The organism is Planktothrix sp. (assembly GCF_046067725.1).
Lineage (GTDB): Bacteria > Cyanobacteriota > Cyanobacteriia > Cyanobacteriales > Microcoleaceae > Planktothrix.
Genome location: NZ_JBJUDF010000323.1, coordinates 1 through 12,191 on the forward strand (window position 1 = coordinate 1; position 12,191 = coordinate 12,191).

At 40.4% G+C, this 12,191-nt stretch carries 9 protein-coding genes; 1 reads left to right on the forward strand and 8 read right to left on the reverse strand.

Annotated features, from left to right (window positions below):
- Positions 1 to 454 precede the first annotated feature (454 nt).
- Genes rodA through ACKPEB_RS19935 form a run of 3 tightly spaced genes read right to left on the reverse strand, consistent with a single transcriptional unit; the run spans position 455 to position 3,044 of the window.
- Complete coding sequence (gene rodA, locus ACKPEB_RS19925) at positions 455 to 1,708, reverse strand: rod shape-determining protein RodA (protein WP_408966751.1); 1,254 nt, start codon at positions 1,706 to 1,708, stop codon at positions 455 to 457.
- A 31-nt stretch (positions 1,709 to 1,739) separates the two neighbouring features.
- Positions 1,740 to 2,090, reverse strand: coding sequence for a VOC family protein (locus ACKPEB_RS19930; protein ID WP_408966752.1), 351 nt, complete (start codon positions 2,088 to 2,090; stop codon positions 1,740 to 1,742).
- 42 nt (positions 2,091 to 2,132) lie between these two features.
- Complete coding sequence (locus ACKPEB_RS19935) at positions 2,133 to 3,044, reverse strand: tetratricopeptide repeat protein (protein ID WP_408966733.1); 912 nt, start codon at positions 3,042 to 3,044, stop codon at positions 2,133 to 2,135.
- A gap of 558 nt (positions 3,045 to 3,602) precedes the next feature.
- On the opposite strand from ACKPEB_RS19935, the gene ACKPEB_RS19940 reads away from it, so the two are divergent.
- The gene (locus ACKPEB_RS19940) at positions 3,603 to 4,616 is read left to right on the forward strand and encodes a hypothetical protein (RefSeq protein WP_408966734.1); all 1,014 of its coding nucleotides are present in this window, start codon (positions 3,603 to 3,605) and stop codon (positions 4,614 to 4,616) included.
- Between the two features lie 203 nt (positions 4,617 to 4,819).
- On the opposite strand, the gene ACKPEB_RS19945 is transcribed toward ACKPEB_RS19940, so the two are convergent.
- From ACKPEB_RS19945 to queG, 5 genes are all read right to left on the reverse strand, one after another.
- A complete protein-coding gene (locus tag ACKPEB_RS19945; RefSeq protein ID WP_408966735.1) occupies positions 4,820 to 7,087 on the reverse strand; it encodes a glycogen debranching N-terminal domain-containing protein in 2,268 nt (755 codons plus the stop codon).
- A gap of 422 nt (positions 7,088 to 7,509) precedes the next feature.
- On the reverse strand, positions 7,510 to 8,934 hold the full coding sequence (locus ACKPEB_RS19950) for a glycosyltransferase family 4 protein (protein ID WP_408966736.1): 1,425 nt from the start codon (positions 8,932 to 8,934) through the stop codon (positions 7,510 to 7,512).
- Between the two features lie 138 nt (positions 8,935 to 9,072).
- Positions 9,073 to 10,143 (reverse strand): glycosyltransferase family 4 protein, encoded by a 1,071-nt coding sequence (locus tag ACKPEB_RS19955; protein ID WP_408966737.1) that lies wholly within the window; start codon positions 10,141 to 10,143, stop codon positions 9,073 to 9,075.
- Between the two features lie 581 nt (positions 10,144 to 10,724).
- A complete protein-coding gene (locus tag ACKPEB_RS19960) occupies positions 10,725 to 11,165 on the reverse strand; it encodes a hypothetical protein (protein ID WP_408966738.1) in 441 nt (146 codons plus the stop codon).
- A 42-nt stretch (positions 11,166 to 11,207) separates the two neighbouring features.
- On the reverse strand, positions 11,208 to 12,143 hold the full coding sequence (gene queG, locus ACKPEB_RS19965) for a tRNA epoxyqueuosine(34) reductase QueG (protein WP_408966739.1): 936 nt from the start codon (positions 12,141 to 12,143) through the stop codon (positions 11,208 to 11,210).
- Positions 12,144 to 12,191: the final 48 nt, after the last annotated feature.

Consider the following 12,191-nt stretch of genomic DNA (forward strand, 5'->3'; position numbering starts at 1 on the left):
CTATCAAATCGTTAAAATTAGATTCTAAATAAGGTTGGTAAAATGTTTGGGTATGTCTTGTAAAAAATTGTACTTCATAGTTTTTTGTTAGACCTGTTAAATTCTCAACTTGGGGTCTATAAGCAATCCCCCACCCAGAAACATTGGTTAGATTTCCATGCATATTGATCATCGGCACATTTTCTCATTTCTAAGGTATTGCCATCTGGTTTACATTTAACATTTTGGCTAATCACTGTTGCGGGTTGTGCAAAACTCGAATTCATACTAACCGTAAAATTAGCGATCAAAGATCCTAGAAAAACAACTGATAATAATCGTTTCATGGTTCACAAAAAATTAGGTTAACAATAAAAATTGATCCTAAAAATTAAACAGTACACTGTTTATGATTCCTATGACCAATTGCAAAAAATTCTGATCCCTTTTCCCGATTTAAAACGGACGCTAATCCTTAAAATTTAATGCGTTGTCGTTGGTTAGCAACGGATTGGACGATTCCGATGGCAATCCAAATACTCAGTAATGAAGATCGACCATAACTTAAAAACGGTAGAGGAATTCCGGTAACAGGAGCTAAACCAATATTCATCCCAATATTAACAAAAACCTGAAACAACAACATACACAAAACCCCAATGGCAATTAAAGACCCAAAAGAATCTTTAGCGGTTTGAGCAATCATGACTAAACGTAAACAGATAAACCAAAATAAACCTAATGTCACCAAACAACCAATAAAACCCAATTCTTCCCCAATGGCTGAAAAAATAAAGTCAGTGTGTTGTTCAGGAATAAAATTCAATTGAGTTTGAGTGCCTTGATAAAGTCCCCGACCATATAATTGTCCCGAACCAATGGCAATTCGAGATTGAATTAAATGATAACCACTTCCTAACGGATCTTGTTCAGGATTTAAAAAGCCAATTAACCGCATTTTTTGATAATCTTGCAGAACATTCCATAAAATATGGCTTAATTGTCCCGCGCCTAAATTTGCGAATAAAGCCAGGGGCCCGGTTAACCATCGTAAAGGAAGACTCCACCACCCAACAAAACCCATCAAAATTGCCCAAACAATTCCGACTGGAAGAGAGATATTAAAAACAATGGCGGTGATCACCGGAGACACCAACAAAATTAACCAGCCCGGATGAATATTTCCCCAATACATCATCCCGACCGTAATCGCACCAAAAACTAAAGACGTTCCTAAATTGGGTTCAATAAAGACTAATCCCCAAGGAACTCCTGCGATTGCTAAAATCCGAATCATATCTCCTAAATTGGGTGTTCTTAACTCTTGAAGTAAGGCAGCCAAGGTAATAATAATTCCGACTTTGGCAAATTCCGAAGGTTGAACATGAAACCCGGCAATATTAATCCAACGTTGCGCTCCTAACGCCGTTGTTCCAATAATTTGTACGGCAATTAATGATAAATTGGTGACACCATAAATCACCCATCTCCACTTAATTAAACGTTCATAACGACATCGGGAAAAAATCAATGCTAAAGTTAAACCAACCCCTCCTGTCACCCAATGTTGCCACCAATCGGTTAACCCTTGATTTAATTCCACACTGCGGATCATAATACCCGCGAATACAGTCAAGGTCAGACAACTACCCATCAACCACCAATCCACCTCAGCCCAAGCATAAAATCGCGAACTGCGACGAGTTCCCAGCCTCATTTTTTGAAACATCATTTTTTAGTACAACCTTTGTTTTCTTGACTCATTTACTGGGTTCATACAGGTATTCAAAGCCATTTCCGTCAGGATCACGACCATAAAAAGAAGCCGTACCATCTCGATGTTCATGAATCGCCGTGACCGGAATTCCTTGGGCTTTTAAAGCTTCATAGGCGGTTTCCATTTCGCGACGTTCGTTAAACACAAAGCCAAAATGGGGGCCTGCTTGATCATAACCAGGACTGAGTAAGGCTAATCCATCGTCACCCGCTTTTAAATAAGCCCAGTCTGCATCCTTCCAGACCAAATCCATTCCTAAGTTTTGATAAAACTGAGCGGCGGATTCAATATCGTTGACACAAATGGCCACATGACCTAAACGTTTTAAGTTCATCATCATTAAAATTAATGTTTGTACGACTTTCTATTCTATGAATTAGTTATTAGATTCTGGGGCCGAAGGTCGAGGTTCAGGAATCTCCGTAGCGGGAGCCGAGTTGGTTGGGGTTTCCGGCGACTTAGCAGGAGCAATAGTTTTTCCAGCTTGTTTCTGAATTTGATCTTTATAAGCGGCGGGGGCTAAATCAACCGCTTTAACAAATAACGGTTCAGCTTCTTCTGTATTTCCTTGTTCTTTCAAAACTAAAGCTTTAGCAAAAACGGGACGAAAATCTTGTTCGTTATTCTTAATCGCTTCATCGTAAATAGCCAGGGCTTCATCATAACGTTGATCTTCGGCGTAAACCTGCCCCAAAATCAACTGCACCGACAATTCATCAATGGTTCCGGGTGTAGTTTGATTGAGATTGGTGGCTGATTGGAGGGTATCTTGTAATAATCCAATGGCGGCTTCAGGACGTTTTTGTTGTAAGAAAAGATTGGCTAACCCTTGTAACGCCTGAATATCTCCGGGTTGACTCGCTAAAACGGTGCGATAGGTTTGGGCGGCACTTTCTTGATCTCCGGTATAAGCTTTCGCTTGGGCTAAAAGAATACTGTAGCGAGTATCTTCAGGATGTTTTTTTGCTAATTTTTCTAAGGGTTCAATCACATCCTTAATCTCAGCTTGTTTAAACCGAATCAGTTCTAATTTAGCTTGCAATAAACCTTTCAAAGCCGTTTCGTTATCGGGCTCTCGCTGCAAAACTAACTCATAACCACGAGCTTGAGCTTGTAAATCCGATTGTTTAGCTGTTTGAGCCGATTGGGTTGGTGCTGGAGCCGGTTGTCGTTTGGATTGATTATTTTCCACAATTCCACTAATCAGTGGCCCCATCGAAAATCCGACAAAGGCAATCACCGCTAACACCAACACCACACCCACGAACCCACGACGTTTATCTACCATGAAACCTCAATCCTGCACTTATTAGGCCAATTTCCTTGCAGCTAATATGTTAACAGAAGCCAGAGACTACAACTTAACTTGATTTTCACGACCTCAGCCCTTGATGGAGAAAGCCTACGGATTTTTCCGATGCACCTTTGGATTCAGTACAATAGGCAAGTTATTCAAGATCAATGGTAATGGCAACCCCAGGCGCTTAAACTTGGAATCACAACCTAATTTTGACCGATATCAACCCTAGGTGACGGTTTTGAAGTCAGCGTCATTTCACCTGGATTGTTGATTAAAACAATCAAGGTTAATGTAGCTGTTCTGTTTCCTCTTCCTCAAGAAGGGGTGCAAATGTTGAAATGTCCTGATAGTGTTGATCCGTGAGTTAAGTTTGAGTGCCAAACCATTCGCTTTCCTAATATTAGGAAAAATAGGTGGGTTGGCCATGTCCTCGCTCCCACAAGGGATGTGTCTCCGCTAAGAGGTTTTATGAGTCCTTCTCCCAATCGATCCTCTCAATCTAAACGTTCTTCCCGCTCAACGCCAGTGTCTGAGCCAGCCGTGAATATGTCTAAAGAAGTCCGTGTTGATGCACCGAACGCAAGTGAAAGTGTCATCTTAGAACAGCCAGAAGCAACACTACCCGAACCAGAGAGTGCTGACTTAACCCCCGTTACTGATGTTTCTGGTGAAGTGGAAATGAGTGACAGCGAAGAATTAGAGGCGGATACTGCCGATACTGCCGATCGTTCTGATGCTGTGGAACGTCTTTGGCAACATCCGATTCCGCCGCCAAGTGAAGCCCGTCAATATCGGGCCATTGGATTAGTTCATGGTCGATATATCGCCTCTGCGGATCAATTTACCCAAGGAACCTTACTCACCAGTGAAGGTAAACTTCTCGATGCCGTGTTATTAGGTCGGGTCATGAGTTTGGTGAAAAAACATATTGACTTGGATCAAGATCATCTTTGGGTGGTTTATCCTCGGACACGCCAACAAGAAGGAAATTTGCACGTTCAAATTATGGGGGTTTGGGAACCGGAAACCCTCCGTTCTGATGAATCCGAAAATGTTAGTGAAGTTTCTGGCACTTCCAAGAGTCTATTAGCAGAATTAGGAGAAAAAACAGAAGTATTACCCCAGGTTGAGCAAGGTTATTTTTCAATTCGAGGTGAGGTAGTTTATCAATCTCAAGAAGCTGAAAAATATGTCATTGTAAAAATTCGCCAATCTCCTCGAAAAGAGAATGATAAACCCAAGTTTTTTAAACTTAAACTGATGGGAATTGCTGGGATGAAAGCCGTGGGTCATTTCTGCGATTTGCACGTTCAATTGCAGGAAGATTATTTAGTGATTCAAGAAAGTCATGATATTGGCTTTATTGGAGCTAAAAAGCGCAAACCTCCCTTCCCAAAAGCTGGCCCCCGAAGACAACCGGGTCAAGGTTATTCTAACGCGGGTTCTCGTCCTCCTTATAAACCGAAGTTCCAACAACAATCGGACGCACCTCCGCCATCTCTCCGTCGAGAACCGATTGCTAAACCGTTGAAACGGAAAGCGGTCTCAGAAGAAAGTTAAAGCTGTTTTTGAATTGATACTGAAGGCGGATTCTGTAAAATCTTAGTCATAGCAGGAAATCGAGAACAGAAAGAAAAAGTCGTTTTTACGTTAGTGTTCATCAGCCTTTTTCCTGACTAATGCTTCTGTTGCTATTGATTAAGAGATTGCTAAATCCGCCTAAAAAAGAAGAATGAAATCGGATTGTTTGAACCGCCACAAAGTTAGGCTTCAATGACGACTCGGAGATTTCCTCGTTTTTTCAGAACTCGACAAGCGGTAGCATTTTCGTCCTGATCTCGTTCAAATTCTAAATCAATAACCGTCGAACCAATTTTTAAGTTATGAACCGAGATATGATTAATCGATTCCGGTAGGGATGGGTCAATAATTCTCAGGTGATTACTAGACGCATTAGGAACTAAATTCATCATCATTTGTAACAGTTGAAAAATACTTCCACTCGCCCAAGCTTGGGGTGAACAAGCAACGGGATAGGTAACCGGGGCGCTACCTTCAATGCGAGGAAAACCACAGAATAATTCTGGGGGTCGTTGTAAGGGTTGTTGCATTGTCATATCAAATAACCCTTGGGCGACTTCAAAAGCTTGATCAATAAATCCAATGGATCGCAATCCTAATGCAATTAAACTATTATCATGGGGCCAAACTGAACCTGTATGATATCCCATCGGATTATAAGCCGGAGAAAGACTGCTGAGGGTACGAATTCCCCAACCGCTAAACATATCCGGGGCTAATAATCGTTCGGCTACACTTTTGGCATTTTCTGGGGTTAAAATTCCTAATTGTAAACAGTGACCGGGGTTAGAACTAATACTATCAACGGGTTGTCCTTCTCCATCTAAAGCTAAGGCACAAAAATCCAAATCTTTTAACCAAAAATCTCGATTAAATCGCATTTTCAGTTGTCGCGCTTCTTCTTGCCAACGGTCGGCTAAATCGATTCGTTTTCGCATTTTGGCAATTTCAGCCATTCGCACTTTGGCCGCATAAACATAGGCTTGAACTTCACATAAGGCAATGGGAGCAACGGCTAAAGTTCCATCTCGTTTAACAATACAATCCCCTGAATCTTTCCAACCTTGATTAACTAACCCTCTGGAGGATTTCCGAAAATAAGAAAGGTAGCTATTTTCTTGACATTTAGCATCAATCCAATCCATCGCCGCCCGTGCATTCGGCCATAATTTTTCTAGGGTTTCGGTGTCTTGTGTCCAGGCAAAATATTCGGCATATAACATTAACCAAAGGGGCGTTGCGTCAACGGTTCCATAATAGGGAGTGTGGGGAACTTCTTGACACCTTGCCATTTCTCCCATTCGCAATTCATGAAGAATTTTGCCCGGTTCTTCATCTCGCCAATCGTCATAACTTTTACCTTGATGTTGCGCTAAGATGGTTAAGGTAGACCGGGCAATTTCGGGGTCAAGAATTAAAGTTTGAGAAGCCGTAATAATAGAATCTCGACCAAATAAACAGGAAAACCAAGGGACTCCGGCGGAGACTCCTTTTTCTTTTCCGAACGTTTGACGTAATAAATAAATGTCTTGTTCGGCTTGTTCAATGACGCGATTAAATTCCCGATTATTAGACCGAATTCGGGTGACAGATGTCCACCATTGTTGTTCTTCTAGTAATTCTGCGGCTTTGGCTTGAACTAAGGTTAAGGGGGCATTAACGGCAGAAGTGTGGCGATTATTGGTTAACATTTGTAAGCGATAACCAATAATTTGAGTTTCGTGGGATTCTAAATTTAATTGCCAAATTGCCGTATTTTTTTTAATAAAATTCGGTTGTTCATGAACAAATTGGATGCGAGATTCCATGAAACTGCCATCTAAACCTTGATAGGCTAAATTAATTTCTTGATGCCCATTTTCAGGTTTAATACTGGCAGATTCTAGGTCTTCTGTTTCTAATGGTTGAGGGCGGTCAATTTGACGTTTAAATAGTCGTCCTTGTCGGTCACGATTAAAACCCCGAATTTCAAATAAATCAACAAAATCGGAACCAAAACTAAGGCTGATTTCAAATTGAACGGCAGATGTACTATAATTCGTGACTTTAATTTCTTCAAATAATCCGCCATTTAAGACAATTTCCCGTTCGACTCCAATGGTTTCGGCGGGAATTTGTTCGTTAATTTTTGGATTTGCACATAATACGGATAAGGCAAATCCTTTTTGAGCATCACTACTTAGAAGAATAGGGGCTTGTCCGGCAATTTGTAATTCTAATCGAGACAGAAAACGGGTGTCATGACAAAATAATCCTAAGCTGGCTTGGCGGTCATCGCCTGAAAATTGGGTGATATTTCCCAAGGTATCTGTAATTAAAAATAAATCATCATCTTTGAGGGTTAAAGTAGGTTGGGGTCGTTCATTAACAACACAGGGCCATTCTGATGTGAGTGATTCTTCAGTCGGAACAAATACTCTGCCGTCAAATTCGATTTTTTCTGAAATCATGACTCAATTCGGGTGATTGTTGCTAGAAAAAATGACAATAAAATTCTTTCCCATTTCAGGAATAGAATGTTTGGTCTGGTGAAATTGAAAGATGTTCTTGATGTGTCTTTAGTTTCAGTATAAAACTGTTTTTTTAAAATCGACATAAAGTTTTGATAAAGAAAAAAATAATGATTCATTTTATAGTTACAGTTTCGAGCTATAGGTAGAGTTTCAAGCCCAACAACGAACTGGTTTGGAGCAGCGAATCATGACAACCCTTGTTCTATTATAGAAACTCTCAACCCTCAAGATCAGAGGCTTTTTGTTAAGATTTTCTTAGGAATAATTAGAAATCTAAGTTAAACAAACGAAGTCCGCTTACTGCGGACTCAAAAATCAGTGAATACAACTCTAAACCTTTCTGTTCCCTGTTCCTAATATTAAGACACTTTACGAGTTGAGGTTGTAACCGGAATTGCTGCCACTTCAGAATTAATCACAGAACGAGACAGAGGTAATAATCGTTCATCCATAATCGATTCTGCTAAAATTCGACGATATAAATCACTTAAACGAATGGCAACTCCCGCCCAACTGAAATTTTCACTCACCCGAACCGATGCTTGTTTTCGGAGTTTTTGTGTCCAAATATCATCGGTTAAAATCCGGTTAATGGCATTAGCAAATCCACTAATATCTTGAGGGGGAACTAATAACCCCGTTTCTTCAGGAATGACGGTAAATTTTAAGCCTCCAACGTTGGAAGCAATCACAGGAGTACCACAAGCCATTGCTTCAATTGCTACTAACCCAAAGGGTTCATAGTGACTGGGAACAACACAAACATCTGCGGCGGCATAATAAAATGGTAGAATCTCATGGCTTAATTGTCCGGGAAAAGCGGTTTGTTTGGTTAATCCTAATTCCTGAACTAAACCTTCAATGCGTTGCCGTTCTTGACCATCGGTTTTATTCGGGTCAGCCCCCCCTGCAATCATCAATTTAAACGGTTGATTCTGGGCGGTTTGATATTGATGACAAGCACGAACTAAGGTTTCAATTCCTTTACGGGGGTCAAAACGTCCGACATATAAAATAATCGGTTCGTGAGCATCTAACCCTAATTTTAACCGAGCTTCTGATTTAGAAATCACGTGGAAATTTTCTAAATTTGTCCCGCAAGGAATCACAGAAATATGACCATTTTGGGAAACCGTATGACGCAGAATTTCTTCTTCTTGGGGACTGGTCGCCACAACAGTATTCGATTGTTCTAAAATACTTTTTTCAACGGTTAAGCGAGTGTCTGCAATTTTGGGACGGTTAGAAACGGTTTGATATTTAACCTGTCCTAAAGAATGATAGGTATGAACTAATTGAACGTTATGATATTTTTTCAGTTGTAATCCCACCCAAGCGGATAACCAATAGTTGGTATGAACGAGGGGATAATTAGTCCCTTCTTTGGCTTGGAAATTTTGAAAGGCTGTGACAAATTCCGGTAAATATTCAAACAATTCATCTCGCGGAATATATTCTAAGGGCCCTGCGGTGAGGCGAATGGTTCGACAATGGGGAGAATGTTGGACAATCGTCGGTTGGTCGGGATGAATTTTACGGGTGAACATATCCACCTGCCAACCCAGTTTTGCTAACGCTTCACCGACTTGACGAACGTATACATTTTGACCTCCAGCTTCTTCGCGACCAATATCAACATCCGGGTCGCCATGAACAGAAATTAAAGCAATGGGTTGTCGATTTCGACCCGTTAAACGGGGAGAAATGGGAGTTGATTTTTGAGGCGAGGTTTTCTGGGGAGTATTAAAACTTGATGTCTTCACCGTTTGATTTAAGGGGTTCATAGATAAATCCAGATTGTATGAAAGATTATTTTAACAGTGATGGGTAAACAATTTTGAAATGATGGTCAGGTTGAGCGTTGGAATCACCCTCAGAATGGGTGATGAGAATAATCAACAATTGAAACAGGACGTTAAACATTAAGCTGCGGTTAAATTCTTCAGTTTTCCATTATAGCTAAACCGTTCAGCAATGATTTTTTGATAAACCGCTTCATAACCATCCGTCATGCGTTTGACGCTGAAGTGATCGACGACATATTGACGGCATTTTTCGCGGTTTATACCTTCAATTTTTCCTAAAGCTGCCACACATTCATCAACGGTTTCACACAAATATCCTGAAATTCCAGGGGCAATGACTTCAGAAGTTGAACCCATTTTCATCGCAATTACTGGGGTTCCCGTTGCCATGGATTCTACCATAACTAATCCAAAGGGTTCGCGCCAGGTAATGGGGAATAATGTTGCAAAGGCATTCCCCATTAAAACACTTTTTTGACCCTGGTTGGCTTCCCCTAAAAATTGAATGCGGTTGTCATCAATATGGGGTTTAACTAAAGTCTCAAAGTAATCTTGATCAACGGCATCGATTTTTCCAGCCATTTTTAAGGGTAATCCAAATTTTTTAGCAATTTCAATGGCTAAATGGGGGCCTTTCTCCGGTGACATCCTACCTAAAAAGGCTAAATAAGGGGGGGTTTGATATTGGGGATAAAATTGATAGGTGTTGGTATCAATGCCATTATAAACGGTGGAAACATAGTTTAATTTTAGGCGAGGTTCCCGTTGATCATTGGAAATACTAACGTAGGGTTGATGACGGGCATGGAGAAACATTTTTTCGTTATCTGGGGTGAAGACTCCATGTAACGTTGTCACCGTTGGAGTTTTCACTAAATTACTGAAAGGCAATGCTGCACAGCCAACATGGGAGTGAATAATATCAAATTCTGAAGCTCGTTCATAGACCCAAGCTAACTGCAACATATCATACATTACTGGTTCTTTGACATTAGTATCTAAGCGTAAAGACCGGGGATAAACGGATTCTAATTCAGCAAGAGTAATCGAGTCTCCTGATGCAAATAAAGTGACTTCATGACCCCGTTTGACTAATTCTTCTGTTAGCAAACCAACGACTAATTCTGTACCGCCATAGGCTGGGGGAGGCACTCTTTCCCATAATGGGGCAATTTGTGCGATTCTCATGAAAACCTCCTGTTTTGATCAGATATTTTCTGATAAAATAGTGACTGGATTGAATCTCAAATCTTAATGTTGAGTCAGCCCTATCTATCTGAAGTTGTAATAAGATATTAGTGATTTTGTAAATAGTGCTAAGGTAGTGAAAACCGATCTCAAATGATTACGGCATGATCTACTAAGCTTTGGATAGATGTTGATAATCTTATTCTGTAGGCTGGTTGTAGGTCATCTTCTTTTCGAGAGATAAATATCTGATGCTTGGGGAACTATTCCGATGAATAGATAGGGTTTGAGGTTAAATATAAATTCTTCCGAAGTCAAAAATTAAAAAAAGGTGAGTGTGTATCTTTCGCTGTATTAATTAATTTGGATACTAAAGTCTTAATTAGTGACTGAGATTAGATGACTATTTTATTTGAAAAGAATAATAGCTGGATTGAAACGCCAAAGAATAGTGTTTGCCTTTTCTATCAACTTACACACACTGTTGAGGCAGTTTCTTAAAGAAATAGGGATCAGATGTTGAACACCTCATCCCCATAACCGTATTTTCCGTGATTATATTGTATCAAAGAATACATAAATTAACGGCGTTGTTGTTGATAGAGTTGTAAGACTTTTTGGGTGTAAGTTGCTGTTTGGCCTTGGTTATATTGATTGGGGTCACCTGTCATCCACCAAGCCGCCGCCCGACGAATGGCAATAGCCTCATTATTCTGACTTTTGGGATATTCTTCTTTCAATACATCCCCCATCACACAACCTAAAACCTCTCTAGCCTTCGTCAAATTTTTCTCAAACTCAGTCGGCTTCATTTCCTCACCGATGCACAGTCTCGACCATCGGGGAATATTCTCTGGTTTAATTTGCCAATCGGAATACAATCCATCATTGGGCGTTCCCGTTTGGGGTGCAGCTAAACGTAACGCCTCAACTAACGCCTGTACCTGGGGATCAGAAACTTGAGCAAAAACCGGAACTGCCCAAAACAGTGACAATCCCACTAAAATACAACTTAATTTCATGGTGGATTCTCCTGCACCTGATGGCTCATCCGTAGTTATACCTTATTCTTCAAATTTTGGCCAAGACTCTAAATTTGCTTTTGCATTGCGTCGCCACATTTGAGGTTTAATGCGTCGTAACGCAGAAGCACGAAATCTTTGATCCCATTCTTCCTCTGAAAGTTCTGCTAATTCTGTTAATTTAGGAGCGAGATTTTCAGGATCAGGTTGAAATTCGATAACATCTGTTTCCTGAGCAAAGCGTTGATTCCAAGGACACACTTCTTGACAAATATCACATCCTGCGACCCAACCGTTTAAGTGTTTACTAATATTTTCCGGTAAGATTTCAGCCCGATTTTCAATCGTATGATAAGCAATACAACGATTAGCATCCACCACAAAAGGTTGAGCAATTGCCCCCGTAGGACAAGCTTCTATACATCGGGTACAAGTACCACAATGTTGAGGATGGGGACTATCAGGAATTAACGTTAAATTGGTTAAAATTTCCCCTAAAAAAACCCAAGAACCATATTCTCTGGTAATCACATTACTATTTTTAGCAATCCATCCAATTCCGGCTTGTTGTGCCCAAACTTTATCTTGAATCGGCCCAGTATCAGCATAATATCGCGCTTGAATTCCTGCTTCTTGTTGTTGTAACCAGTCGCAAAAAATTTTCAGCTTTTTATGCAGTACCCGATGATAATCCCGTCCCCTAGCATAGCGAGAAATTTTAGCAAATTCTTTTCCTTGAGGATAGGGTTGAGCAGTGTAATAATTCAACGCCACACAAATAACAGACTGAACCTCTGGCATTAATTGACGAATATCTTGACGTTTAGGATTATTCATCCAAGCCATATCCGCAGCATACCCTTGATTCAGCCAATTTTGTAACCGTTGCTTATTGTCCTGCATATCAGAAATAGCAGCAATCCCAACTTTATGAAACCCTAAGTTTAAGGCTTTTTGCTTGATTTGTTCTGAATCCATTTTTCAGTTATCAGTTGAAAAACCCTAAAATCAGGGAGTGTAGGGTGC

Coding starts and splice junctions, on each gene's coding strand:
- rodA (WP_408966751.1), bottom strand. CDS start 1,708: ATGTTTCAAAAAATGAGGCTGGGAACTCGTCGCAGTTCGCGATTTTAT.
- ACKPEB_RS19930 (WP_408966752.1), bottom strand. CDS start 2,090: ATGAACTTAAAACGTTTAGGTCATGTGGCCATTTGTGTCAACGATATT.
- ACKPEB_RS19935 (WP_408966733.1), bottom strand. CDS start 3,044: ATGGTAGATAAACGTCGTGGGTTCGTGGGTGTGGTGTTGGTGTTAGCG.
- ACKPEB_RS19940 (WP_408966734.1), top strand. CDS start 3,603: ATGTCTAAAGAAGTCCGTGTTGATGCACCGAACGCAAGTGAAAGTGTC.
- ACKPEB_RS19945 (WP_408966735.1), bottom strand. CDS start 7,087: ATGATTTCAGAAAAAATCGAATTTGACGGCAGAGTATTTGTTCCGACT.
- ACKPEB_RS19950 (WP_408966736.1), bottom strand. CDS start 8,934: ATGAACCCCTTAAATCAAACGGTGAAGACATCAAGTTTTAATACTCCC.
- ACKPEB_RS19955 (WP_408966737.1), bottom strand. CDS start 10,143: ATGAGAATCGCACAAATTGCCCCATTATGGGAAAGAGTGCCTCCCCCA.
- ACKPEB_RS19960 (WP_408966738.1), bottom strand. CDS start 11,165: ATGAAATTAAGTTGTATTTTAGTGGGATTGTCACTGTTTTGGGCAGTT.
- queG (WP_408966739.1), bottom strand. CDS start 12,143: ATGGATTCAGAACAAATCAAGCAAAAAGCCTTAAACTTAGGGTTTCAT.